Genomic DNA, 24,678 nt, shown 5'->3' on the forward strand with positions numbered 1-24,678 from the left:
CCGCCGCCGTACTTCAGATATGGAAAAGCTGCGCCACGAGCGCCGCGCCGAGAAAGGTTCCGGCGTTGGCCACGAACGACACCAGCACAATGCGCCAGCCCAGCCTTCTGAACGCCGGAATGTCCTTGGCGATCGAGAGTCCGGCGAAGGTGAGCATCGGCGTCGTCACGCCGAGGAAGTCGTTCTGTGCGCTCGCCGTCGCGATCTGCGCGGCCCACGGGCACCACGGCGAAGTCAGGAACATCGCCACGATCGACACCCAGCACACCGCCGGAATCTTGCGCCCGGTCGCCTGCGCCACGGCATCGCCGACGATCGTCGCCAGCACCATCAGCGCCATGCCCGGCAGCGCCTGCAGCGGCGTCGTGCCGTGCGTGATCCAGTCCGCGACGATCGCCATCGCGGCCGTGACGCCCCAGGCGAGCAGCTTGCCGCCGTAACCGAGATGAGGCGCCTCGGTCTTCACGTCGCCGAGTTTGGGCGCTGTCGATGCCGCGTCGCGCGCGCTCGATGCCTTCGTCGTGCGTCCGATGAGCGGCTCCAGCAGACGATAGCCCCACACCGCCATCGGCAGCGAGATGAACAGCGTGAAGTACGTGCCGATGGTCGTCGTGATCAGATTGCTGGCCGCCGCGAACGTCAGCACCGATTTGGCCGTCTCCGGGTCCTGCTGCGCGGCGATCGCGCCCGAGGCCGCCGCCATCATGCTGCCGGAGCCGACGCCCGAGCCCATCGCGAGCGCAAGCGGATGAAAGATATGCAGACTGGCGACGAAGCCCGCGAAGATCGCGATGAACACCGCGCCGAAGACGGTGCCCGTCAGATATTCGGCGAGCACGCCGCGCCCTTCCGCCGAATCCATGCCGTATTTTTCGCCGATGATCGCAAGACTCGGCTCGCGCCCGACGGAAAACGTCGCGCCGATCGCTTCGCGCTTGATGCCGAGCAAAAGCGCGAGCGGCAGACCGAGCAGGATCGTGCCGACGAAATGGCCCAGTTCCTGAAACGCGAGCGCCCAGCCGGCCGCCGCGAGCTTGGGCAACGCGCTGCCGACCATCAGCCCGAGCTTCGCGACGAACAACAGGAGCGCCGGCTGGAGAATGGCGGCGGCATAAAACTGGCTGCGCACGTCGAGACGCGCCGGGCTCTTCCAGCGTTCGGAGACGAGTCCGAGCGCGGCGCCGAGCAACAGCGCCCAGATCATCGGCAACAAGACGACCTTGCCCGGCCCGATCCTGAACGTGAACGCGCCGATGAACTCCGCGATCAACAGAATGATTGCGGCGTAGAAGAACAGCTTCGCGGTTCTGAGACCACTGCTTTGTGCGCTTTCCGCGCTCAACGTGCTTTCCATTCCCTTCTCCCCTTGATTGCCCGTGCGTGGCTCATGCGTGGATCATATGTGGTTCATAGATAGCCGAACGTGTTTGCCGGCTCTCGCGCCGTTTCGACCCACACGCTCTTGGTCTGCGTGTATTCGTAGAGTGCCTCGACGCCGCTCGAACGGCCATATCCGGAAAGCCCGTATCCGCCGAACGGCGACGCGACGTTGATCGTCTTGTAGCCGTTCACCCAGAACGTGCCCGCATCGACCTCGGCCGCAACGCGCAGCGAACGCGCGACGTCGTTGGTCCACACGGCGCCCGCGAGACCGAACTCGGTGTCGTTGGCGATGGCAACCGCTTCTTCTTCCGTATCGAACGGGATCGCCGCGACCACCGGTCCGAAGATTTCGGTGCGCGCCACGTCCATGTTGTTGGTGACGCCCGCGAGCACCGTCGGCGCGACGAAATAGCCCGCGTCCGAACGCTCGGCCGTGCCCGCCGCGAGGGTTGCTCCATCGGCTAAGCCTTTGCCGATCATCGACATCACGTGATCGTACTGCTTGCGATTATTGATCGGGCCGACTTCGGTCGTATCGTCGAGCGGCGCGCCGACCTTGATCTTCTTGGCGCCCGCCGCGACCATCGCGACGAATTCATCGTAGACGGAACGCTGCACCAAAAGGCGCGAACCCGCGACGCAGCTTTGCCCCGCGCCCGCGAAAATCGCGGCCTGCGCGGTTAGTGCCGCGCGCTTCAGATCGGCATCGGCGAAGATGATGTTGGCCGATTTGCCGCCCAGTTCCAGCACGCACGGCAACACGCGTTTCGCAGCCGCCTCGGCGATGCGCGCGCCCGTCGCGGGCGAGCCGACGAACACGACTTTCTTGACCGCCTTGTGCGCGATAGCCGATTGCGCGACCGTGTGCCCAAGCCCCGCGAGCACGTTGATGAGTCCCTTCGGTGCGCCGCCGCGCTCCGCCAGCAGCCCGATCACGAGCGAAGTGAACGGCGTCAGCTCGGACGGTTTGAGGAGCACGGCGTTGCCCATCGAAATGGCGGGCGCGACCTGCCATCCGCAGGTGAACACGGGCGCGTTCCACGGCGTGATTTGCAGCACGGTGCCGGCGGGCTCGCGACGCGTGTAGTTCAGATGCGACGTCGGCACGGGAATGACATCGCCATAAAACTTGTCCGCCCAGCCGCCGTAGTACTCGAACATTTCGGCGACCTTCGCCACTTCGCCCCGGCAATCGCGGATCGGCTTGCCGGAGCCGAGCGATTCGAGCCGCGCGATCGGTTCAGCGCACCGGCGGATCTCCCGCGCGATCTCGAACATGACCCGGCCGCGCGCCGCGTGCGTGAGCGCCCACCATTGCTTCTGCGCACGCGTGGCCGCGGTCGCCGCCTGTTCGACGACCGCAGCGCCGCCGTCCTTATAGGCGAGGCTCCGCTTGCCCGTGGCGGCATCGTAGAGCTGGATCGTTTCGCCCGCGCCCTCGAGCAATTCGCCGCCGACGTACGAGCCGATCGTCTTGGCGTTCGGAAAGAAGTGCGCGAAAGCGGCCAGAAGCTGTTCTGCTGCGTTGTATTCCATGTCCGGAGATTCCCCTTACTTCGATTCGATGAACTGCACGATGCGATTGAAGTCTTCAGCATCGCCGATGCTTGCCTCGCTCGCCGCCCACAGCCGCCCCGCTTCCTGCGCGATCGGCGCGTTCGCGTGCACGCCGTCGAGCAGCGCCATCGCGAGGCGCACGTCCTTGCGCATGAGTTTCATCGTGAAGCCGGAGTCGAACTTGTCGTTGAAGATCCACGTCGGATAATTGGTGAGCGTCGCGCTGTTGCGTCCCGAGCCGCCGTTGAGCGCCTCGACGAGCTTCTCCGGATCGACGCCCGATGCCTTCGCCGCGCGAACCGCCTCGCTCGCCGCGAGCAAGTGCACGCCCGTCAGCATGTTGTTGATGATCTTCGTCACGTGTCCCGCGCCGACCGGCCCGACATGCACGCGCTTCGCGCTGATCACGGCGAGGATCGGCTCGACCGCGGCGACGTCGGCTTCCGTGCCGCCGAGGACCATCGTCATGGTGGCGGTCGCGGCGCCTTTCGGGCCGCCGCTCACCGGGCCATCGACAAAGCCGATGCCGCATTCCGCGAGCGCGGCCGCCACTTTCTTCGTGCTGTTCGGATCGGCGGTTGTCGTGTCGACGACAATCAGCCCGCGCTTCCCGCTCGATGCCACGCCGCCCTGCCCCAGCACGACTTCCTCGACAATCGCCGAAGTCGGCAGCGAGAGAATCAGCACATCGACTTCGCCCGCGATCGCCGCGATCGACGTGCGCGCCTCGATACCGTCCGCCTCCAGCGCCTGCGCGACGCCCGGCGCCGCATCGAAACCGAGCACGCGATACCCGCCGCGCCTGGCCGAGCGCGCCATGCCGCGCCCCATGTTTCCCAGCCCGATCACACCTACCGTCTTCATCAGCGAAATCTCCGTCCCGTGCGCGATGCGGTTCGACGCAGCCTGTCTGGCCGATGCATCGCGCGTTGTGCGTTCCCGTCATATTCGGTCCGTGAAGCCGTACAATCAATCAACGCCAATATTGAATGTGTTCTAATTTTTAGAACACTGAAGCCTATGACCGACAATCTCACCGATAGCCGGATCGTCTATTTCTTCGAAGCCGTGCGCTGCGGCACGATACGCGCGGCGGCCGACTTCCTGAACGTGGCGCCATCGGCGGTGAGCCGGCAGATCGGCCTGCTGGAAAAGGAACTGGATGCGGCGCTCGTCGAGCGGCACGCGCGCGGCGTGAAACCGACGGATGCCGGGCAATGCGTGATCGAGTATTTCCGCGAGCAGCTCGCACATCGCGACGACCTTCTCTCGCGCCTTCAGGAACTGCGCGGGCTGCGCACGGGTCAGGTGAACATCGTGCTCGGCGAGGGCTTCGTATCGGATCTGCTGTCCGGGCCAATGCAGCAGTTCTGCAGACAATACAGCGGCATCAAGGTGAATCTCGATCTCGGCGGCACCAACGACGTGATCCGCAAAATCTCCGAGGACGAAGGCGAAATCGGTCTCGTCTATAACCCGCCGCAGGAACCGAAGTTGGTGTCGCGCGCGATCAAGCGGCAACCGATGATGGCGATTGTCGGGCCCGACTTTCCGCGTCGCGAGCGCAAGTCGATGAGCGTGCAGGAACTCGCGCAATTCCCGCTCGCGGTGACGCATGCTTCATACGGCACGCGGCAGATGCTGCAGGCGGTCGAATACGCGGAAAAGCTCAGGCTCGATCCGGTCGTGACAACGAACTCGATCGCCATTCTGAAGCAGTTCGTGAAGTCCGGACTCGGCATTACGGTGTTGCCCGCGTTCGCTATCACGAGCGAGATGGAAGCCGGCGATCTGTTCGCCATCGACATCACGCATCCGATTCTCGCCGACGCCGAAGCGCATCTCGTCACGCGCGCGGGACGCAGGCTATCGGTTGCATCGAACAAGATGCTTCAGCTGATGACGGCGCAGATGCGGGCGTTTCGTTAGTCCGCTAGCATCGTAGCCGCGACTCAAAATCAAGGAGGAAAGATGATTGACGATACCGACAAGCAGCACCTGATCCGCTGCATCGCACTCGCACAGGAAGCACTCGATGACGGCGACGAACCCTTCGGCTCGCTACTGGTTTCGAAGGACGGGCGCGTGCTTTTCGAAGACTGCAATCGCGTGAGCGGCGGCGACCACACGCGTCATCCGGAGTTCGCCATCGCCAAATGGGCGGCCGAGCATCTGCCCGAAGCCGAGCGAAAGGACGCGGTCGTGTACACGTCCGGCGAACATTGCCCGATGTGTTCGGCCGCTCACGCGTGGGTTGGGCTTGGGCGCATCGTCTATGCGGCATCGACGAAACAGTTCACGCAATGGCGCGCGGAACTCGGCGCGAAACCGGGCCGCGTGCGTCCGCTGTCGATACAGGATGTGATCGACGATACCGTCGTCGACGGACCCGTCGATGAGTTTGCCGAACGCGTGAAGGCGCTGCATGTGGCGCATTATCGTCGGAAGTAGGTTAGAAGCAGATTGCCATCGGGAGGCCTGCGTCATCCGCTTCGATGGTTTCGGGAATGCGCAACGCTTCGCCCGAAGCGATGCGGCGCGCGCTCCATAGAACGGCGAAGGCATCGAGCACGTCGTCTCGCGAAGCTTGCGCGGCTTTTCTCGCAGACAGCGCCGTGTCGATCGCGCTGCCGAAACATCGTACGAGCATCGCATGACGTAACGTAAAGCCGGATGCCTGAGCCTTGCTTTCGCGAAGGCCGTGTGCCGGCCCGCCTTCCTGCATACGCAAATGCATGAAGCTCAACTCGGGATGCACTTCGAATACACGACCTCGCGCTGCCGCTTGCGTGCGCAGCAAGTGATCGACTTCGGCAATCTTGTTTCTGATGTGGAAGGCCTGAAGCGAGATGCGCTTACCCGTTGCCGCATGATTGATGTCGCACGCTTCTTCATAGGTCGATGCGGCGAGCGCCGCGCGCGTCGGCGGAGAGAAGACCGAGCTTGCGCGAGGAAGTCCCAGCAATTTGCGCGCGCGCGTATCGCAGGCGCGAATGCCGTCGGCAGAAAGCCCGACAGGCATATCGACGGCTATAACAGCTTGATCGTGTTGCCAGTCGATCAAGTCGTGAAATCGAGCGATCACGCGCGTCGAAATATCTCCGGTGCGTCCGCATTGCTTCGCGACGAACCAGCCTGCCCTGCAGCCATCGATGCCGAACAGATCGGCTTGTGCGTCGAGTTCGTTGTTCATGCGGCAATCGTATCAACGAATGCGATGCGCCGAGCCTTATAAAAGACCCGGCGGAAAGCAGTCTCACGCCCTCGGAATGCCTAGAAGTTGTGCCGTATGCCAAGCGTCACGGACAACTGGCGATCACTGTTCGAGTTCGGCAGATTGGGAATCTGCGCGTAGTTCGCGCTTGCGCCCGTTGCCGGATCGGTGCCGAGACCCGCACCCACCGCCTTCTGCATGATCGCGACGCCATACAGCGCGGTACGTTTCGATAACGCGTAGTTCGCGCCGAGATTCACCTGATGAAAGCGCGTCGACGAGCCGCCATCCACCTTCGCATTGTTATAGATATACGCGAGTCCCAGTTGCAGAAATGGCGTGGCAGCATACGTCAGATTCACCTCGCCGATATCGAAGCCGACATTGCGTCCATGCGGATTGGCGCTATCGGCGAAATACTGGCTGTGCTCCAGACGGCTATGCGTATAAATCAGCGCGATGGTTGCGGGTCCGATTGCATAAGACGCACCGGCGCCATAGGCCTTGAGCGCTTCCGCATTCTGCAACTGACAGTAAAGCGCAGTCGGATTGGAGCAAGCGAAATCGCCGATATAGCCGTTAGCGCCGCCTAAAGCCGCATCGAGCGGATTGCGCAGATTCAGATAGCCCGCGCTAAGCGACACCGGCAAGCGCGTATAAGCAGCGGCCAATGCATAGCCGCGCCGCTGCGCGTAGTCGCCTGCAACTCCACCCAGACTATAGGTGCCGCCTAACGAGAAACCATTCCAGTCCGGGCTCGTGTACTTGATCGCGTTATTGAAGTTGAATGCTTCGTTCAGGTTGTCCACGTCGCCGATATGCGAGCCATACAACGTTGCCCACGAATTGCTCGACACATAAACGCCCAGGAAATCCGAATAGGAATCGTATTGACGCCCGAACGACAGCGTGCCGAATTGTTCGTGTGCCAGCCCAAGCCAGGCTTGCCGATTGAACTGCGCCCCACCCTGCACGAAGTTTCCGCTGCCCGTATAGAAGCTGTTCTCCAGCATAAATTTCGCTTGAAGACCGCCGCCCAAATCCTCCACACCGAGAAAGCCGAAACGCGACGGCACCAGATTGCCGCCCGAGAACGCATAGTTGTGCCCTGAACCAACGCTGCCGTCTGCGCTCGTGAACTGCTGATTCGTCGTATAGGTCAGTCCGGCATCGACGGTACCGTACAGCGTCACCGATCCTTGTGCCGATGCATTCGCGCACACGGCCAGCGCCCCTGCCGCCACGAGCTTGCGCGAGATCGTATTCGATGTCATGCGGTGTCCTCACGCGTAGTTGATCAACACCGACTTCGTCTCGGTGTACATGTCGATCACTGCGCGGCCCAGTTCGCGCCCGAAGCCGGATTGCTTGAAGCCGCCGAACGGCATGGCATTGTCGAGAAGCGAATGGCAATTGACCCATACCGTGCCCGCCTTGATGCGCGGCACGAGCTTGTGCACGGCCGAGAGATCGTTCGACCAGATGCTTGCGCCGAGCCCATACGGTGTGTCGTTGGCCTTGGCGACCACGCTGTCGATATCATTGAACGGCATCGCGACGAGCACCGGTCCGAATATTTCCTCGCGCACCACTTTCATCGAATGATCGGTATCGATGAGCACGGTCGGCTTAACGAAGAAGCCCGCGCCCTCCTTGCGCGCACCGCCTGCGATAGCGCGAGCGCCCTCGTCGCGGCCCGCTTCGATATAGCTCAGCACGCGATCCATCTGCCGCGCCGAGATGATCGGACCGATCTGCGTCGATGCATCGAGGCCCGGTCCCATCGGCATAGCCTGCGCGATTGCGGCGACGCGTTCCATCACGCGATCGAAAATCCCGTCGTGCACATAGACGCGCGAGCCCGCCGTGCACACCTGACCGGAATTGAAGAAGATCGCATTGGCGACGCCCTCGGCGGCTTTGTCGATATCCACATCCGGCAATACGATGACCGGTGACTTGCCGCCCAGTTCGAGCGACATGCGCGTCATGTTGTCGAGGGCTGCGTGTCCGATTGCCTTGCCGGTCGGCGTCGAACCGGTGAAGGCGATCTTGTCGATGCCGGGATGACGAGCGAGCGCCGCGCCCGCCGTGCGGCCAAGACCCGTGACGATATTGACGACGCCTTTCTCGATGCCGGCTTCTTCGAGCAGCATCGCGAGTCGCAACGCCGAGAGCGGCGTATCTTCAGCGGGCTTGAGCACGACGGTGCAGCCCGTTGCGAGTGCCGGCGCGAGTTTCCACGACGCCATCAGCAGCGGGAAATTCCACGGAATAATTGCACCGACAACGCCCACCGGCTCCTTGCGCGTATAACCGAAGAAGTCGTTCGACGGGCTATAGGGAATCGATGCCTCGGGCGTGCTGCCTTCGATCTTCGTTGCCCATCCGGCCATGTAGCGAAAGCATTGCGCGGCCATCGAAACATCAAGCCCTTGCGCGACCGTCACGGGCTTGCCGTTATCGAGCGATTCGATTTCCGCGAGTTCGCGCGCATTCGCTTCGATCAGATCGGCCACGCGCAACAACAGGCGCTCGCGATCGGTCGGCTTCATGCGCGACCATGCCGAGTCGTCGAATGCGCGGCGCGCGGCTTGTACCGCGAGGTCCACATCGCGTTCGTCGGCGCTCGGCACGCGCGTGAGCAGTTCGCCATCGGCGGGATTGAGTACGTCGATCGTGGCGCCGCTCAGGCTCTCCACCCATGCGCCGTCGATCGGCATTCTCTTAGCGGACGCGATGAATGCGCGCGTCGATTCGAGCATCGCGAGATGCTGATGATGATTCATTCGATGTCTCCTAGTAATGTTCCGGGACGGCGTCGATGCCGTTCTCCTGCAATTCTTTGACGAGCTTTAAGCGCGTGCGCGCAACATCGCTAAGCGCGGGACGACGATGCGCTGCGATCTCTTCCGCCGTATAAGGCTTGAACGATGCAGGCCGTGATTGCTCGTTCATCGTTGCGAGCAACCAGTTCAGCACGTTGGCCAGATCTGCATCGTTCAAAGCGGAATTGGATGCACCTGGCACGCGCATCACGAATTGACGGCCCTCGGGAAGCGCGACGAAATGACCAAGCGACTCGCGCAACGCAGGCACCTTGCCGGGAATGCCGGAACCATCGGCGGTATGGCAACCCATGCAATTGAGCACCCAGCCTTGACGCGCACGCGCAGCATCGATCTCCTGCGCCTGCGCCTGCATTGCGGCTGCCGTGCAGAGTGCGACGCACGCGGCGACGGCCAGCACCGCGCGCGACTTCATAGCCCGAGGCCCTTCACGACCGCATCGCGACGTTGATGTACAGCGGATGCATCGATTGGACCTGCGCGCCATGCCTTGACCTCGGCGGCGTCGAAAGGCTTTGCAGCGCCGTGCTGTGCATTCAGATCGAAGACGACATAGTTCAGCACGTCGGCGATCTCTTCATCGCTCAAGGCGGCGAAGCTCGGCATCTTGAAGTTATAACTTTTGTCTTTCACCTTGATCGGCCCGAACATGCCGTAGAGCACGGTGTGTCCCAACTGAGCGCGACCGTCGGACGAACTCGCATATTTTCCGGGATATTCGACGAGCGGCGGCGCGAGTCCGTCCATGCCTTTTCCGCCTGCTTGATGACAGACGGCGCACTTGCCATCGAACGTCGCTTTGCCGCCGGGATAGTGAACCGCCTGCGCAAATGCCGATGATGAAAGAACCAAAGCACCGGCGACGAGCGCGCTTATCAATGAACGTGAGGTTTTCATTGCGTGGCGGCTCCAAGCAGGACGGACACCGAGCAGTGGTAATTCGAATTGCCGTTTGCCATGCACCAGTTGATGTCGTTGTTGAGCGATAGCTTGTAGAGCGGTTTTTCACGCTCGTTTCGATTGCAGAAACAGCGGCCGCACGTCGTCTTGCCGCAGCAATCGTTGTACGACACGATGTAGTCGGAGCCATCGTGCGGATTGCGGCAAGTGCCGATCCACGTGATCGGAGAAGGCGTCGTGCCCGGCGGACAACTGCTCGACGTGCCGCCGCAACAACTGCAAAGCCAGCCGTCGATTGCGCAGTATTTCCAGTAATCGCAGCTCGTCGGGTCATCGCTTGCCGATGCACCCGGCTTCTTAGGCTCAGTCGCATACGCGGTGCGATCGACCGGCAGCAACGGCACCATCGCCGATCCGACCAGCACCTTGCCGAGCTTCGCCATTGCGCCGCGACGCGAACTGCGTTGCGCCACGCCGCGCGCCTTGTGTTCAAAGAACGAATCCAGCCATTTCATGGACGCTCACCTGTAGTAATGGAATGATGAAATGGCGCTTTCAGGCGTGCTGCCCGACTTGCCCTGCGTGATCGTGATGCGCATGGTCGTCATGCTTGCCGTGCACGAATTCCTGCAACGAAGCCACGCCGCGCTCTTTGGCTTCGAAAAGGCTTTCCAGATGCTCGCGCGTATTCACGAGACCCTTTGCGCGCACCTTGCCTTCTTCGTCGAGCAACACGGCGTAGGGCAACTTGCCGATCTGATAGGAAAGGCCGAGCTCTTGCGACAAGACATACGGATACTTGGCGAGCCCCGTCTTGCGATAGAACGCAGCATGCTCGTCGATATCGCCATCGCTTGCGAGCACGATGTCGGTGGCTGCTTCGCGCGCCTGAATCGACGGAAGCAGAGGCAGCAGCTTCTTGCACACGGGGCAAGTCGGCGAGAGGAAAAAGACCAGCGTATTGCGCTTGACCGGCGACAAGCCGCCGATCTTCACCGCGCGGCCGGCGATATCGGCGAGTTCGAATACCGGAGCAACGGCGCCGACTGCCGGACCTTTGTCGATCATCAGCGCGCCGGCGGGCATCATGCGTTCATACAGAATGCCGACCTGGCGAACGAGTGCAAGACAGATCGCGCCGAGCGCGAGCAAGGCGGCCCACGACAGTGCGGCCGAAATCATCAGGGCGGTTTGCATCATGAATTCCTCAGAGAATCGAGCTTGGGAAGATTGGCGAGCAGCAGGTCGAGCGTGAACCACGCAGCGACTGCGAAGAGCGTGCATGCGCAGGCGCTCAGATAGTCGAACCACACGAGGGCACGGCCCGCTTCGGGAAAGACCGCGCAAGCGGCCAGTATCGCGAGCGAGTACGCCCGTGCGACATGCCACCATCCGATGGCGCGCGGCGTGCGTTCCGACGTTTGCGACGCGGCGATAAAGCCCGAGCATCCGCAGTCGATATCGGTATTGCCGCGCAGTATGTTGATCGTGAGCGCCAAGGCGAAGAGCGTGAAAAGCGCGCCCAGCACGACAGCACTCGGCACACGCGTGTCGGCGAACAACAGCCCGAGTGCACCCGCGGTTTCCAGCAGCGGCAACATGTACGACAGCGGCTTCAGCGCAAACGCGGGCAACAATGCGAACGCTTCGAGCGACGCACGAAAGCGCGCAGGGTCACGCCATTTCGGCACCGCGCCTGCAAGCGCGACGATCGCCGTGGACGCAATGCACACCATGAGCAAGACGGGATCGATCATCGCGTTACCTCAAGGGTTGAGCAGCAACGTCGACGTCGAGCCGAGCTGCTTTTCGACATGCTGGCGCTTGCCTGTGGCTGCATCCAGAACCACGAGATCGGATGTCGGCGTAAGGCCATAGAACAGCGGCTTGTCGTCGGTACTCACCTGAATGGCGAGCAACGGATCGATCTTTTGCTTCGCGAGTTCCCAGCGTGCCACGCGCTTTTTGCTCTCGGTGTCGTAGATCCAGATCTCCGTGCCCGGCTCTTTATGCGAGCCGTCCACGCCCTTATGCATCGCCACATAAAGGCGATGACCGGCGGCATGGAACGCAGTCTGCTGAAGACCGCCGGGACGCCAGCCTGCCTTGCGTTCCTGATCGCTCAGCAACGACCATGGCGTGCCGAACGTGGGCGTGTCGCCGGAAAAGTCCGCCGTGCGCACGCGGCCGTTGAAGGTCGTGAACACATATCTGTTTGCGTCGCGGACGGCATTGACGAAGGCAGGATCTTTCTCCACATCGATAAACGCCTCTGACAGCTTGCGGCTCGCTTCCTTGCCGGTCGCGTCGAGCTTGACGGTCAGCGCCTTGCCGCTCTCGCAGAGTGCGGTGAAGCGATCGTTGCCGGTGGGATAAGCGAGCACGCAACCATCTGTATCGATCTCGCCTACGACCTTCTTTGTCGCCGTATCGATTACCGTGACCGAAGTCGATGGCGTGATATTCGATACGAATAGGCGGCTGCCGTCGTCCGACAAAGTCGTGTTGTATGGCGTAGGCACGGCCTGAGCGTGCTTGGCCGGAATCACGATTTCACCGGTCACATCGAGCGTCGTGTTGTCGATGATCTCGACGACATCGGTACGTGCGCCATGCCCGCCGCGCGCGAAGTACGTCGTCGCGACATAGCTCGTCTTGTGATCGGGCGAGATCGCAAAGCCCGGCGCAAAACCGCCGTCGATTTCGCCGACGAAGCGTTTCGAATCGCCGTCGAATACGTGTACACGCGCGTCGGTCATGCTCGCGAACGAAACGTCAGCGACATAGACGCGATGCGGGTTATACGGCGGGACCTTTGCCACGGTCAGCTCTTCCGGCTTTTCGGCCGCACCCGCATGCGGCTGACACGCAAGCAGTCCATAGAATAAGGCCCCTGTCGCGGCGGCCAGCCGTCTGTGCTTCATCTGTGCTCCTCCTCGTTTATCGTCGAAACGACTCTAAAGAGATCAATAAAAAAGAGCACTTCGGAAGCGGCAGCGCGTGCGTGCCGAAATGGAGCATTCGAAAGCGAGCCGACAGAGACGCGCTTAGCACGCGTTCGAGTCCCTTAGAGGGCGCTTGAATCGGGGAATTGGGAGGCGCAGCCGTACAACGCCGCGCTAAAGGCGGCTAGCGATTCCTCAGGCGAGGAATGCCTGCGTTTAGCGGGCGCGCTGTGTCTGAGAGGGAAGTTCGCCGAAAAGGCTTTTGTAATCGCTTGCGAAGTGACCGAGATTGCTAAAGCCCCAGCGCATGGCTGCTTCGCGAACCGGTACTTCGCTTTGCGGCGTGGCGGTCAACAGCCGTCGGACTTGCGCAAGACGAATCGCGCGAAGGTAACTCAGCGGATTCATCTGCGTGACCGACTGAAAGCTGTTTTGAACGGTCCGGCGACTGACGCGCAAGCGCTCGCACAAGTCGAGAATCGATACCGGTTGCTCGGGACGTGCGAGCACGAGATCGTGGGCGCGCCGCACGATATCCGACCTGCAAGCGTAGGTAAGTCGGTCCTCGCGGCTCGGAACGTGGAAGGTCAGCAATTCCAGAATGCTATCGGTGACGGCGTTCGCGAAGTTTTGCGGACCATCAGACGATGAGAAAGCGTGTGGATCGGCGAGCACCGCTTCGACCGTCGTGACGATACGCCTGCCCGCGCGTGCACCCGCGGCGCCGGGAATGCTCAGCACATGCTGACCCAGAAGTTCGTGCTTGATATCGACACCCGCAGCGTCCGCCGCCGCCTCGAGCTTGTCCGACTCGATCGCGATGCCGAGCAGCGACATATTTGCCGGCGAATGCAGCAAAAATTCCCGTGCGCCAGGCGCGGCGACCATTCCATTTCCGTCGACCTTGACGCCCTGAAACGAAAATGGTGCGCCGCCGCCGAGAACGAGCCCGAACGTGACATACCCTGCCGGCAACTGCCCGCGCTGAACCACACGAACGTTCGCTGTTTCCTGAAACACTTGCACGCCCGCCATCGAAACCTGTTTCACCGCGCTGCGGAATGCGCCTTCGCCGATTTGATCGTAGCGCTGTTCCCAACCCGCCAGCGCATGCGCGTGCCGGTCGGCGTCCTCGAAGATTTCGTAGCTGGCGTACATGCCCTCCTCCTGATTTCGCGTCGCAAGCCAAGCGACGCATTTATAGATTTTAGTTTTTTTGACGTCAAGCCCCTTAATTCTTCTTGTCTGAAGGTTAAGACGCAATTCTAGGAATGCACGATTGAAAAATGCATGACGGCATGCGTAGGCGCACAAAAGCGCCCGTATTAGTGCGCTTGGCAACGTTTGGGAAAATCGGGAACTCCTGCCGTTTTCATATGTGCGGGCCAGCGCTTACGCTCGAATCACGTTTTGATATACAGCATGAAACAATCTGGAAAACAAAATCATGTGTGCCGAGCCCAGCCGCGTAGAAGGCGGTGACGTCGAAATCGTACGCAAGCAGTTTCGTCAGGCCATGGCGCATCTCGGCGCGGCAGTGAATGTCATTACCACAGCCGGGTCACATGGCACATGCGGCATCACGGCAAGCGCCGTGTGCTCCGTTACCGACCGGCCGCCGACCTTGCTCGTGTGCATCAATCGTTCGAGCGCGATGCATTCGGCGTTCGTCGGCAACCGTGACGTGTGTGTGAATGTGCTGCCCGGTCACTACGAAGACATTGCCCGGCACTTCGCCGGCCTCACGCAATTGTCGATGGAAGAGCGTTTTTCGCTGCCCGTATGGGAAGCAGGCGCGAATGGCGTCCCCGTTTTGCGCGATGCGCTCGCGAGCCTTCAAGGAAATATCGTCGAAGCAAAGGAAGTCGGATCGCATTCGGTGATGTTCGTCGAAGCGACGGCTATCCGCGTGCGCGGCGACGGCGACGGCCTGATCTATTTCGATCGCAACTTTCATCGGGTGCCGCGCGTATGCGCTACGCGGTAATGCATGCGTTCGCGACGGAATCGCTACGAGTCCGTTAATTGATTACAGGAATGCCGCTTCCTATACTCCACGCGCAGACGGGCGACTGAAATCAACTCGAATACCGGCGCCGGCCAGAGGGTGGTCGGCTCTTTTCACGGCCACGCGCTTGCGCGATTCGTCCGGGTCTGCAATATCGCCATTGGAGACACGTGATGAACAAGTCCTTAAGGCAATGTGGTGTGTGCGTGCTATTGGCGCTTGCCGCCTCGCAACCTGCAATTGCACAGCACGACAAAACAGTCGACGAGACGAACGCCACCTGGAATGCGGCGTTCAACAAGGGCGACGCGCGCGGACTCGCTGCGACGTACGACGAAAAGGCGGTCGTTTCACCCGGCAACGGCAAGACCGTTCAGGGACGCGCCGATATCGAAAAGCTTTTTCAGAGCTATTTCGATGCAGGCGTGCGCGATCATACGATCGATGTTGTGAGCGCTAAGCGCGTCGGCAACGTGATGTATGAGACCGCAAACTGGACGGCCGTCGCGGAAAAGGACGGCAAGAAGACGCCCTATAAAGGCGTGTTGCTCAAAGTGATGACCAAGAGCTCGGACGGCAAGTGGCGCACCACGGCTCACACGTGGAACGCGGCGCAATAACATAGAAACGGACGAGCCCGACATGCGCCGGGCTCGTTACGTTCACGCTCAGTTCAGGCTGCGCAGACGCGCATTCAAACGCGCGCGCGTGATGGCCGCGATCTGTGCCAGCGCTTCATCCAACTCTTCCTGCGTATTGCGGCCGATACGGCGCTCCAGGGCGCTGAATATGCCCTCTCGCGTGTAATGCCGCACGCAGATGATGAACGGAAAGCCGTGTCGTTCAAGATAGGCTGCATTCAGCGCGTCAAGCGTGGTTTCGTCAGCGGGCGACATCGCATCGAGGCCGGCACTTTTTTGCTCCGCATTCGAGTCCGCAGTCATGGTGCCCGCACGGATGTTCGCGCCGGACAAAAGCGGATGCAGGTTGAGAAATTCGCGCTGCCCTTGCTCGTCCATCTTACGGACGACATCCATCATCGCGTCATGTAAAGCCGTGGGCGATGCGAACGGGCGCTCGCTCCATGCGCCTTCCGCGGCTCGCGGAAAGTGCTCGAATACGCTAGAGAATGCGCCGACGAAGGCCGTGTGATCCAGCGCATTGATCGGCTCAAGATTGATCGACTGTGACATGAACTACTCTCTCCCATAAGGCACGCCGCATTCGCCTGGCGTCGAAGGCGATTCGTGCCGAGTATAGGAAGCGCGCACCGCGACGGCGAGAACCGCGCAGCTATGAACCGCATAACAGATTGCGATAGCGCCCGCGCATATCTATTTGCGGTGCATGTCGCGCAACGTGCGTAGCTCTTGTGCTGCAGCGGTCAGCATGCCGCGCAACCACACGTGCGAAGCCGAGCGATGTCGCGACGGATGCCAGAGCTGATAAAAGCGCATGAACGGAAATTCGATGGGCGGATCCAGCACCGTAAGCGGCAGATACTGCGCGTGATAGTTGGCAAAATGCCGCCCGGTCGTGAGGATCAAATCCGTTCCCGGCAGCAGGCTGGGCGCGAGATTGAAGTAAGGGCAACTCACGCGATTATCGCGATGCACGCGCATGGTGCTGAGTCCGGTTTCCACGACGCCGCGTTGATCGCGCGAATAAGGCGCCGGCACGATATGCGCGGCGCTCAGATAGTCGTCGGCATCGAACTTGCCTGCCTGAGCGTAGGCGCTGTCGCTGGCCACGACGCACACCACGTCGTCCTCCAGCAGAACGGACAGATGCAAATGCTCCGGCGGATTGGGCCAGTTGCCGATCACGATATCCGGCGAGCCTTCCGAGAGCGCCTGTTCATAGTTGAATGAAGCCGACAGCGGTACCGCAACGATGCGCGCGTGTGGTGCAGCGCGCCTGAATTCGCGCACGACATGCGCAAAAAAGGGTGGCGCCAGATAGTCCGGCATGCCCACGGTAAAGCTTTGCTCGGTGGTCGCAGGATCGAAATGCTCATCCGATACGAGCAGGTTGTCGAGCGCGCTCAATGCAGCCTGCGCGCTTTGCGCAAGCTGAATGGCGCGCTGTGTGGGCACCATGACGTTCTTTTCGCGCGTGAGCAACGGGTCGTTGAAGATGGCGCGCAAGCGCTTGAGCGCCGAACTGACGGCCGGCTGAGACTGATTCATACGAATTGCCGTGCGCGACACGCTGCGCTCGGCAATCAGCGTGCAGAGCACACGCAGCAAATAAGTATCGAATGGATCGTCGGTGCGATTCATGGTGGTTTCCGTGCCCGGTCGGTGCGCAAGAATGCGTCGCTATTTTGCCAGCCGTCGTTACCGACGCGTCTTCGCTAATGTCCCGCTAGGGTAATCCATAGGTCGGCAAACGCGCTTCTGCGAAGATCGCAAAGCCGCATGGCATAAGGCTTGGCAACCTATATACGCATTGCTATGGGGCTTATTGGCCCGTCCCCCGTTCCCGATTTATTGGCCGTTTCTATACTTGCTTCCAACCGAGCGCACGGCCCAGGTCGCGCGCCCCAAACCGACTGGAAAGGAGAAACCATGTCGCTCGTCAAACAGGAGATGCCGGCGTTCATCAGCGACGCCGACAGCGCCGAAGCAAGCGTCTATCGCAAGGTCTCGTGGCGGCTGTTGCCGTTCCTCGGCGTGCTGTGGGTGCTCGCCTGGTTGGATCGCGTGAATATCGGCTTCGCAAAGCTGCAGATGCTGGACACGCTGCATTTCAGCGAAGCCGTATATGGTCTCGGTGCCGGCATCTTCTTTGTCGGCTATTTCCTCTTTGAAGTGCCGTCGAACATGCTGCTGCAAAAGATCGGCGCGAAAAAGACGATCATGCGGATCACCATCTGCTGGGGCGTCATCTGCATGTTGCAGACGCACGTCTCCACGCCGACGCAGTTCTATGTCCTGCGCTTTCTGCTCGGCGCCTTCGAAGCAGGCTTCTACCCCGGCGTGATTCTGTATCTGACGTATTGGTATCCGTCTCAGCGGCGCGCGCGTGCATTCGGCACGTTCATGTCGGCATCGGCGATTGCGGGCGTGCTTGGCGGTCCGCTCGCGGGCTGGATCATGACGTCGATGAGCGGCACGCACGGCATGTACGGCTGGCAGTGGCTCTTCATACTCGAAGGCATTCCTTCCGTACTGGCCGGCATCTTCGCGTGGTTCTATATGACCGACAAGCCGGAGCAGGCGAACTGGCTCAGCGCCGATGAAAAGCGCGTCGTGCTCGACGCCCTGCAGCGCGACAATGCCGCAATGGGCGAGCGTGGCCACGACTGGCGCTCGCTCTTCACGAACCGCAAGGTGTGGCTGCTCATCGCAATCTTCTTCTGCCTGCTTTGCGCGAATTCGACGCTCACGTTCTGGATTCCGACCGTCATCAAGGACGTGGGGATCGGCGCGCCGATGGCGGTCGGCTGGATTGCGGCAGTCGCTTATCTGTGCGGCGCGCTCGGAATGATCATCAATGGCGCGCATTCGGACCGCAGCAACGAGGTGCGCTGGCACTTCAGCGGCGCAGCGATCGTGGGCGGCGTATCGATGGCGGCGCTTGCCGTGCTGATGGGTTTGAACGCCGTGTCGCCGGTCATCGCATTGCTGGCCATGACCGCTTCGCTTGTCGGCACCATGAGCGCCATTCCCGTGTTCTGGCAACTGCCCAACCGTTATCTTGCGGGTAGCGCCGCTGCGGTGGGCGTGGCGCTCATCAATTCGGTGTCCAACCTCGCCGGCTTCGGTGCGCCCTACATGATGGGACTTATCAAGAATGCGACGGGCAAAGTCACGACAGGACTCTATCTCGTGGCCGTCATCGAGATCGTCGCTGCAGTGCTCGTGATCGTCGGCATCCGTAAGCTCGGCAACAAGGAAGGAGCCTGACATGAGCGATAAAGAAGCCTCTACAACGCTAGATCTCGGCCGACGTCGCTTCGCTTTGACATCGATGGCTTCAATGGCTTCGACGGCTTTAGGCACCGGCATGCTGATGTCGAAAGCCGCATTCGCCGCCGATGCACCGAACGCTCCCTCGCCGAATCAGACATCGGGCCCCGTTCAGCAGGATGGACTCAGTCCGCGTCTGACCATGCATGGGCTCGACACCTGGAACGGCACGCCGGCGGCAGGCATGCGTGTCGATCTCTTTGCGATCGAAGGCGACCGCTCCAGGCTTTTACAGACGACGACGCTTGCGGCAAGTGGTCGCAGCGAGCCTCCGCTTCTTATCGGCGATATGTATCGCGTCGGCACTTATGAATTGCTGTTGCACGTGGATGAATACTTCGCTTCGCGCAAGGTCAATTTGCCGCAACCGTTGTTTCTGTCGAAGATTCCGTTGCGTTTCAGGATCACCGATGCCGGTCAGCGCATTCACTTGCCGGTGCTCTTCGGACCGTGGAGCTATAACTATTATCGCGGCAGTTGAACGAAACCAGGCGAAACGAAACGCGAAATCAGGAGACTCAACATCATGGCCGCAGGCATCACCACTCATGTGCTCGACGTCGCGCTCGGCAAACCCGCAGCCGGCATGCAGATCGAATTGTTCGATGTAGGAACGCAGCCGCCCACGCTCATCGCGCGCACGCGCACCAATCGCGACGGACGCACCGACGCCCCTATTCTGCCCGCTGCTCAAGCGCGCGCAGGCGACTTCGAACTAAGGTTCTGGGTAGCGGATTACTTCAAAATGCCCGATGTATTCGCGGACATCGTGCCTGTGCGTTTCACACTCGCCGATGCAACGCAGCACTATCACGTGCCGCTGTTGTGCTCTCCCTGGAGCTTCGGGACGTATCGGGGAAGTTGAGTCGGCCATGCATTCGGCCATGCATTCAACTCAGTCATTTCGTTCCGACGGTTTGATTTTTTCAAGCTATCAAGATTCAAAGGACGTATTTGAGAATTTCGTTAGCGTGCGTTTTGCCTCACACGCACGCAGAAAGTAGTTTCTGATTTGCTCGATTGATTGAATTCCAGCCGATTCGCGTGAATTTCCCCTAGCGCGCCCCGCATGTGCATGGCATAGTGCGGGAAACAATACCTAGGGGTAAGCCATGTCCACGCTCGAAAGCATTCAGACACGTATAGCAGCACTTCAGGCGAAAGCGGATTCGCTCATCGCGAAGCAATCCGAAAGCGTTCTGCAAAAGATTCATGATTTGATGTCGCGTCATAACCTGACAATCTCCGACGTCGAGAATTACACGGGCGCTCGCAAGAAATCAGGAAAGTCGAAGCCGGCACGCAAACAAAGTTCGGTGGCCTATCAGGATCCGAAAACCGGCGCCACATGGAGCGGTCGTGGCCGCGCGCCCGCATGGATCGCCAAGGCAAAAGATCGCAGCAAATTCGCAGTGAGCGCGACGTCCGCGCAAAGCAAGCCTAAGGCGAAGACGCGCGCCGCGGTCAAGGGCAAGGCTCAAGGCAAGGGAAAAGGCCAGCCGCGTGGTCCGCAACCGGCGCTTTATCGTGATCCGCAAAGCGGCGCAACGTGGAGCGGACGCGGCCGCGCGCCCGCATGGCTGGCGTCGGTCGAAGACCGCACGCCGTTTCTGATCGGCTGACTAACCTATACGCGCGGATCGAAGTCGAATTCGATGCGAATCCCGCCCGGCTCATAAATCATCATGTGCCGCTTCGGTCCGCTTCCCAGCAACTCGGGTCCGAACTCCACGGTTACGCCCGGCCACGCAGACACGCGCTCGAGAATCTCGTTGAATGCGTTCTCATTGGCTGCGCGTAGCGCAAGGTGATGAAGCCCGACGTTCTTGCGCCGGTCGAAGCCAACGGGCGCCGACACCTCTTTCTGCTGCCATAACGTGACCAGCAGGCTGCCATCGGAAACGAACACGGCTGGGTAGTCCGGCTTCTCGCCAACAACCTTCCAGCCAAGGCATTGCACAAAGAAGTCCCGTGTTGCGTCGAGATTGGGTACTGTCAGACCCACGTGATCGATTCCAGATGTCAGCGTCATCGTTCGCCTCCGGCAGATCGGTGATCGAGCAATAGCGCGTTCGAACGTCACGACACGGACGCTCGAACGCTACGTGGCATCAAGCCAGCGTCAGCTTCACATCAATGTTATTGCGCGTCGCATTCGAATATGGACACACGATGTGCGCTTTATCGATCAAGGCCTTCGCCTCGTTGGGGTCCATGCCCGGCAGCGAAATCTTCAATTCCACTTCAATGCCGAAGCCGTTCGGAATCTGGCCGATGCCCACATTTCCATCGACCGCTACATCCTTCGGCAGATTGATTTTGTCGCGCGCCGCGACGAACTTCATCGCACCGATAAAGCACGCGCTATAGCCTGCTGCGAATAGCTGCTCGGGATTCGTGCCGTCGCCGCCACCGCCGCCGAGTTCTTTCGGCGTCGTCAGCTTGAGGTTGAGATTGCTTTCGGGGATGTTCGCGCTGCCGTCGCGGCCGCCGGTGACATGAGCGTGCGCGCGGTAAAGAACCTTTTCAATCGACATCGTCAGACTCCTGTGCTTTCGGGTGATGCGGCCCCGTGGCCCGGGTGAACCGGGCGAGGCACGCTGACATGGACTCTCGATGGGACACTGCCCCGCATGGGGCGGGTTCCAGTATGGAAGGATACTCAAGACGCGCGAAGCGCGCTCACGTGGCGCGCAGGCGAACGCATCAACGCTCAGAGCACGACTGGCTCTCTGCCTGGAAACATGGGGTCCGCAATGGTCGCCCTCTTTTCCTTGGAGACGTTGTCGCACAGCGCAATGACTTGTGCCGAACCTGCCGACATGAAGAGCGAATGATCGGCATCCGGAAAGATCGCCATTCGCACGGACGGGAAGCGCGACAAACGTGCGCCGCCTTTGCCGAAGTGCGCGTTGATCAGATCCATGCCCGCGTCGTAAGCGCCATACACGAGCACGGTTTTAACGTGTCTCGCATCGAGTGCGCGAATGATCGGGCCCGGCTCGGTTGCGAGTTCGGGCGGTGTCTGGCTCAGGCGATCGAGGCGCAATACATCGACGATACGCGAACGCATGCGCGTCACCAGATAGCTCAGAACAAAGCGCAATACGCGCGTCAAATTCTTTTCGCCACGAAAGATGGCTTTCCACTTCTGCGGATCGAGCATCGAGAATGCATAGCCCGCCATGGAATTGCGCGTCGACTGGCGCAGTGCATCGGGCGCGATATCGACAGGCTTCTTGAACGTCGGCAGATTCACCGTGACGACGCCTGTGATCGATTCCTCGATCAGCGCGGCCTTCAGCGCGTGATACGCACCCGAACACACGCCCAGCGAAAAGATGGATTTATATCCCTGACGCGAGAGCCAGCGTGCGGCGCACGCGGTGTCGTCGGTCGCCACGGAGTTATAGATGCGCCCGAACGCTGTATCCGATTGCACGATGCCCGGTGCCGCCGGACTGTCGCCGCGACCGCGCGCATCGAAACGCAGCGACGCGACGCCGCTTCGCGCCAGCTCACGCGCGATACGCACGGTCAACCTGCTGTCGCCCACGCGAGAACTCGCCGATGTATTGGCGATAAGAAATACGGAGCCGCGCGCGGAGCCCGTGCGTGGCTCGCACATGATGCCGAAGAGACCATCGTCGCCCATCGAAACGGGACGCTCGATCGCTTCGGGCGTTTCGATCCTGAGCTCGGGCCATTCTTCTGCCACGACAGGCGAATTCACGGATGCTTCTTCCGATGCGCTGCCCGCGATCCATTGCACGGCTTCCGCGAAGGCAGCACGCGGCAATGCGTTAAACGCGGTCTCCTGAACGAAGCCGATCAAGTCCTCGAAAGGACGCGCTTCAACTTCGACCCCACGTTCCGCCAATGCGTCGAACAACGGATCCTTGCCGCCCGCTCGCGCGTTCATGATCAATGCGCGACGCGCTGGCACCGTGGCTGCGCTCTTCACGCTCGATACGAGGTCTATTTGTTCAAGCGAACGTTTGAATTCGTCGTGATAGATCTGGCCGAGCACATTGAGCGGCGCATCTTCTTGCTGCATCTCGCGCAGCGGAGGCGCTAATTGATCGAGCCAGGTCTTGCGCACGATGCTCAATTCACGCATATAAATGCGTCCGCTCGTGACCGGCGCAAGCAACACCAGTTCGTCGACTGGCTTGCGCAATGCCGCGGCCAGCGCAAACGCGGCGCCGACCCGAAAACCGCATAGCGTGAGATGCGTGACGCCCGTCGTTTCCTTGAACCAGTCGATGGCCGCTTCTACGTCGCCGACTGAGGAAGCGAATTGATCAGGTGCGCCGTCCGCACCGGCCGAATCGCCGGTGCCGTGATAATCGAAGCGCAGCACCCAAAGGCCGCGCGCGGACAACGCGTCGGCGAGATGACGCATGCCGCTGTATGTCCATACGTATTCGTGGCCGTATGTGTTGCAGAGCACCACGCCTCGCGTGCCGTTCCCTGCATGCAGCCATCCGAAGCGATTCCCGAAGACAACCGGTCTCATTAGATCTTTTCCTCGTCTCTGGTGGCGCGCAATCGGCGACAAGATGTCTCCTGCCGCAAGTCTCGCCTTGCCATGACTGGCCGTCAACGTCCGGTCGCGCGTATACGCGGTGATCCGCGCACGCAACCGATGTTCCCGGAAGCAAAAAGCCCCGCGCGATGTCGGGGCCTGGACGGGGCAACCTGGTACGCCTTGTCTACGAGCCGCTCGACTGCCTCACGGCGGGTTCGCGAGGTATAGAGCGAATTATATTAAGCGTGCCCTGCGTAGCGGGTTTCGCCGCCGTTATTTGCCTAAAGAAGCTATCAATTGGCGCTTAACGCATGGCTTGTGTTTGCCATCGCTCATTCGTCGGCGGAAAGGATATCGAACGCTGCGCCTAAGCTTTCTAAAGCATTTCGCTAACACGAGCACCTTGCTTGTCGCGCGCGATACACACGCCATCAGATACTCGGTCTTTTCTTCATTGGCCGCAGCCGCCATTCAACCGTGCGGCGCTTGCGATGAAATGCCTTTGCGACTGGATCATAGCGAAGGCCAGCCTCGACGAGCGTGTCGAGGCCAGCGTTTGAATCGGCCGCACGTCCAACGTTCAACGCTCAAGCGGCTTGTCTCGCGCGTTCTTGCTCCGCCATGCGTGCATGCTCATACACGCGATCGCGTTCGAGCGCGACGAGCGTGCGCTTGCGCGCCAGCGTCTGTCGATGATATTTCGGGTCGCCCATGCGCGTCACATATTCGCTGTGACGGTGACAGAGATAACGTTGAAAGAACTCGGCTCCTGGCAAGCCGCTGTCGAGCGCCATTAACACTCCGTAGTCGATATCGCGCACATCGCCCAGCGATTTGATCGCGGACTCCAGCGCCGCATAGCGCTGCGGGAGTGGCACGCCTTTATCACAGAGCGCGTGAAAGCGCTGATAGCTCAGCACCTGCCCATGCGATGCACAACGCCATAATGCCTTTGCAAGCCGCTGACTGAGTTCCGTTTCCACGTTTCCTCCCGCTTATTGCGCGGATCGTATGCGTGCGACATTCCACCCTCACCGGATAAACCGATGACGGTACCGATTGCCAGGAAATCACCTGCAACGCCAAGAAGGGTGCGCGATATTCGCCGATTACGAGCCATGCGTTACGTATAGCATTTAAAGCGCTTTAGTAAGCAGCACTTCTGCGTAACGCATTAACAGTAAAGTCGAATTCGCCATGACCGCGTTTGACACGCTTTATGAATTTGCGTGTTTTTTATTTCGAGTGCTGAAATAAACAGTGCAATCGGTCAAAAATTCGAAATGCATCAAACGTCTGGCTTAATGCGCGCATGTC

Annotated in this window: 27 protein-coding genes; 8 read left to right on the top strand and 19 right to left on the bottom strand. The window is 60.5% G+C overall.

Features of this window, described 5'->3' with window-relative positions; translation table 11 throughout:
* Positions 1 to 13 precede the first annotated feature (13 nt).
* Genes BRPE64_RS17560 through BRPE64_RS17570 form a run of 3 tightly spaced genes read right to left on the bottom strand, consistent with a single transcriptional unit; the run spans position 14 to position 3,831 of the window.
* Positions 14 to 1,354, bottom strand: a complete 1,341-nt coding sequence (locus tag BRPE64_RS17560; protein ID WP_016354837.1) for a DUF3100 domain-containing protein — start codon at positions 1,352 to 1,354, stop codon at positions 14 to 16.
* A gap of 53 nt (positions 1,355 to 1,407) precedes the next feature.
* Entirely contained in the window at positions 1,408 to 2,919 is a 1,512-nt protein-coding gene (locus BRPE64_RS17565; protein ID WP_016354838.1) for an aldehyde dehydrogenase family protein, read from the bottom strand.
* 15 nt (positions 2,920 to 2,934) lie between these two features.
* On the bottom strand, positions 2,935 to 3,831 hold the full coding sequence (locus BRPE64_RS17570; RefSeq protein ID WP_332444311.1) for an NAD(P)-dependent oxidoreductase: 897 nt from the start codon (positions 3,829 to 3,831) through the stop codon (positions 2,935 to 2,937).
* Between the two features lie 129 nt (positions 3,832 to 3,960).
* Here BRPE64_RS17570 and BRPE64_RS17575 point away from each other — a divergent pair, with 129 nt between their 5' ends.
* Both BRPE64_RS17575 and BRPE64_RS17580 read left to right on the top strand, forming a co-directional pair.
* Complete coding sequence (locus BRPE64_RS17575; protein ID WP_016354840.1) at positions 3,961 to 4,869, top strand: LysR family transcriptional regulator; 909 nt, start codon at positions 3,961 to 3,963, stop codon at positions 4,867 to 4,869.
* A gap of 42 nt (positions 4,870 to 4,911) precedes the next feature.
* On the top strand, positions 4,912 to 5,391 hold the full coding sequence (locus BRPE64_RS17580; protein ID WP_016354841.1) for a nucleoside deaminase: 480 nt from the start codon (positions 4,912 to 4,914) through the stop codon (positions 5,389 to 5,391).
* 1 nt (position 5,392) lies between these two features.
* Here BRPE64_RS17580 and BRPE64_RS17585 read toward each other — a convergent pair whose 3' ends face one another.
* The 10 genes from BRPE64_RS17585 to BRPE64_RS17630 form a co-directional block, all read right to left on the bottom strand.
* Positions 5,393 to 6,133, bottom strand: coding sequence for a DUF429 domain-containing protein (locus tag BRPE64_RS17585; RefSeq protein WP_016354842.1), 741 nt, complete (start codon positions 6,131 to 6,133; stop codon positions 5,393 to 5,395).
* Positions 6,134 to 6,213: 80 nt separating this feature from the next.
* The gene (locus tag BRPE64_RS17590) at positions 6,214 to 7,428 is read right to left on the bottom strand and encodes a porin (protein WP_016354843.1); all 1,215 of its coding nucleotides are present in this window, start codon (positions 7,426 to 7,428) and stop codon (positions 6,214 to 6,216) included.
* 9 nt (positions 7,429 to 7,437) lie between these two features.
* Positions 7,438 to 8,943 carry an aldehyde dehydrogenase family protein gene (locus BRPE64_RS17595; RefSeq protein ID WP_016354844.1) on the bottom strand — a complete coding sequence of 502 codons (1,506 nt, stop codon included), beginning with the start codon at positions 8,941 to 8,943 and terminating at the stop codon, positions 7,438 to 7,440.
* 10 nt (positions 8,944 to 8,953) lie between these two features.
* Positions 8,954 to 9,418 carry a c-type cytochrome gene (locus tag BRPE64_RS17600; RefSeq protein WP_016354845.1) on the bottom strand — a complete coding sequence of 155 codons (465 nt, stop codon included), beginning with the start codon at positions 9,416 to 9,418 and terminating at the stop codon, positions 8,954 to 8,956.
* Positions 9,415 to 9,900: a c-type cytochrome gene (locus BRPE64_RS17605; RefSeq protein ID WP_016354846.1), complete on the bottom strand. Its 486-nt coding sequence runs from the start codon at positions 9,898 to 9,900 to the stop codon at positions 9,415 to 9,417. The genes BRPE64_RS17600 and BRPE64_RS17605 overlap by 4 nt, the downstream gene beginning before the upstream one ends.
* Positions 9,897 to 10,418: a methylamine dehydrogenase light chain gene (locus BRPE64_RS17610; RefSeq protein ID WP_016354847.1), complete on the bottom strand. Its 522-nt coding sequence runs from the start codon at positions 10,416 to 10,418 to the stop codon at positions 9,897 to 9,899. Before BRPE64_RS17610 ends, BRPE64_RS17605 begins: the two co-directional genes overlap by 4 nt.
* 40 nt (positions 10,419 to 10,458) lie before the next feature.
* Positions 10,459 to 11,103 (bottom strand): methylamine dehydrogenase accessory protein MauD, encoded by a 645-nt coding sequence (gene mauD, locus BRPE64_RS17615; RefSeq protein WP_016354848.1) that lies wholly within the window; start codon positions 11,101 to 11,103, stop codon positions 10,459 to 10,461.
* Positions 11,100 to 11,660: a MauE/DoxX family redox-associated membrane protein gene (locus BRPE64_RS17620; RefSeq protein WP_016354849.1), complete on the bottom strand. Its 561-nt coding sequence runs from the start codon at positions 11,658 to 11,660 to the stop codon at positions 11,100 to 11,102. The genes mauD and BRPE64_RS17620 overlap by 4 nt, the downstream gene beginning before the upstream one ends.
* Positions 11,661 to 11,669: 9 nt before the next feature.
* Positions 11,670 to 12,827 carry an amine dehydrogenase large subunit gene (locus tag BRPE64_RS17625; protein ID WP_016354850.1) on the bottom strand — a complete coding sequence of 386 codons (1,158 nt, stop codon included), beginning with the start codon at positions 12,825 to 12,827 and terminating at the stop codon, positions 11,670 to 11,672.
* A 237-nt stretch (positions 12,828 to 13,064) separates the two neighbouring features.
* Complete coding sequence (locus tag BRPE64_RS17630) at positions 13,065 to 14,006, bottom strand: helix-turn-helix domain-containing protein (protein ID WP_016354851.1); 942 nt, start codon at positions 14,004 to 14,006, stop codon at positions 13,065 to 13,067.
* Positions 14,007 to 14,295: 289 nt separating this feature from the next.
* Between BRPE64_RS17630 and hpaC the strand changes: the two genes are divergently transcribed.
* Together hpaC and BRPE64_RS17640 are read left to right on the top strand one after the other, a co-directional pair.
* Positions 14,296 to 14,835: a 4-hydroxyphenylacetate 3-monooxygenase, reductase component gene (hpaC, locus tag BRPE64_RS17635; RefSeq protein WP_044042396.1), complete on the top strand. Its 540-nt coding sequence runs from the start codon at positions 14,296 to 14,298 to the stop codon at positions 14,833 to 14,835.
* A gap of 194 nt (positions 14,836 to 15,029) precedes the next feature.
* The gene (locus BRPE64_RS17640; RefSeq protein WP_144063434.1) at positions 15,030 to 15,476 is read left to right on the top strand and encodes a YybH family protein; all 447 of its coding nucleotides are present in this window, start codon (positions 15,030 to 15,032) and stop codon (positions 15,474 to 15,476) included.
* 48 nt (positions 15,477 to 15,524) lie between these two features.
* On the opposite strand, the gene uraD is transcribed toward BRPE64_RS17640, so the two are convergent.
* Positions 15,525 to 16,049: a 2-oxo-4-hydroxy-4-carboxy-5-ureidoimidazoline decarboxylase gene (uraD, locus tag BRPE64_RS17645; RefSeq protein ID WP_016354854.1), complete on the bottom strand. Its 525-nt coding sequence runs from the start codon at positions 16,047 to 16,049 to the stop codon at positions 15,525 to 15,527.
* A gap of 141 nt (positions 16,050 to 16,190) precedes the next feature.
* Positions 16,191 to 17,138 (bottom strand): LysR family transcriptional regulator, encoded by a 948-nt coding sequence (locus BRPE64_RS17650; protein ID WP_016354855.1) that lies wholly within the window; start codon positions 17,136 to 17,138, stop codon positions 16,191 to 16,193.
* Between the two features lie 288 nt (positions 17,139 to 17,426).
* Here BRPE64_RS17650 and BRPE64_RS17655 point away from each other — a divergent pair, with 288 nt between their 5' ends.
* The 4 genes from BRPE64_RS17655 to BRPE64_RS17670 all read left to right on the top strand — a co-directional run bounded on the left by BRPE64_RS17655 (position 17,427) and on the right by BRPE64_RS17670 (position 20,452).
* Positions 17,427 to 18,767: an MFS transporter gene (locus BRPE64_RS17655; RefSeq protein WP_016354856.1), complete on the top strand. Its 1,341-nt coding sequence runs from the start codon at positions 17,427 to 17,429 to the stop codon at positions 18,765 to 18,767.
* A 1-nt stretch (position 18,768) separates the two neighbouring features.
* Positions 18,769 to 19,311, top strand: coding sequence for a hydroxyisourate hydrolase (locus tag BRPE64_RS17660; protein ID WP_044042398.1), 543 nt, complete (start codon positions 18,769 to 18,771; stop codon positions 19,309 to 19,311).
* A 45-nt stretch (positions 19,312 to 19,356) separates the two neighbouring features.
* Entirely contained in the window at positions 19,357 to 19,695 is a 339-nt protein-coding gene (gene uraH / locus BRPE64_RS17665; protein WP_016354858.1) for a hydroxyisourate hydrolase, read from the top strand.
* Positions 19,696 to 19,942: 247 nt separating this feature from the next.
* Positions 19,943 to 20,452 (top strand): H-NS family nucleoid-associated regulatory protein, encoded by a 510-nt coding sequence (locus BRPE64_RS17670; protein WP_016354859.1) that lies wholly within the window; start codon positions 19,943 to 19,945, stop codon positions 20,450 to 20,452.
* A gap of 5 nt (positions 20,453 to 20,457) precedes the next feature.
* Here the strand turns inward: BRPE64_RS17670 and BRPE64_RS17675 are convergent, their stop codons facing one another.
* From BRPE64_RS17675 to BRPE64_RS17690, 4 genes are all read right to left on the bottom strand, one after another.
* Positions 20,458 to 20,862 (bottom strand): VOC family protein, encoded by a 405-nt coding sequence (locus BRPE64_RS17675; protein ID WP_044042399.1) that lies wholly within the window; start codon positions 20,860 to 20,862, stop codon positions 20,458 to 20,460.
* A 79-nt stretch (positions 20,863 to 20,941) separates the two neighbouring features.
* Positions 20,942 to 21,367, bottom strand: a complete 426-nt coding sequence (locus BRPE64_RS17680) for an organic hydroperoxide resistance protein (RefSeq protein WP_016354861.1) — start codon at positions 21,365 to 21,367, stop codon at positions 20,942 to 20,944.
* Positions 21,368 to 21,543: 176 nt separating this feature from the next.
* A complete protein-coding gene (locus BRPE64_RS17685; RefSeq protein ID WP_044042400.1) occupies positions 21,544 to 23,349 on the bottom strand; it encodes an alpha/beta fold hydrolase in 1,806 nt (601 codons plus the stop codon).
* A gap of 599 nt (positions 23,350 to 23,948) precedes the next feature.
* On the bottom strand, positions 23,949 to 24,344 hold the full coding sequence (locus BRPE64_RS17690; RefSeq protein WP_044042401.1) for a hypothetical protein: 396 nt from the start codon (positions 24,342 to 24,344) through the stop codon (positions 23,949 to 23,951).
* Positions 24,345 to 24,678: the final 334 nt, after the last annotated feature.

Origin of the sequence: Caballeronia insecticola, from assembly GCF_000402035.1 — a bacterium.
In the GTDB taxonomy this organism is placed as follows: Bacteria; Pseudomonadota; Gammaproteobacteria; order Burkholderiales; family Burkholderiaceae; genus Caballeronia; species Caballeronia insecticola.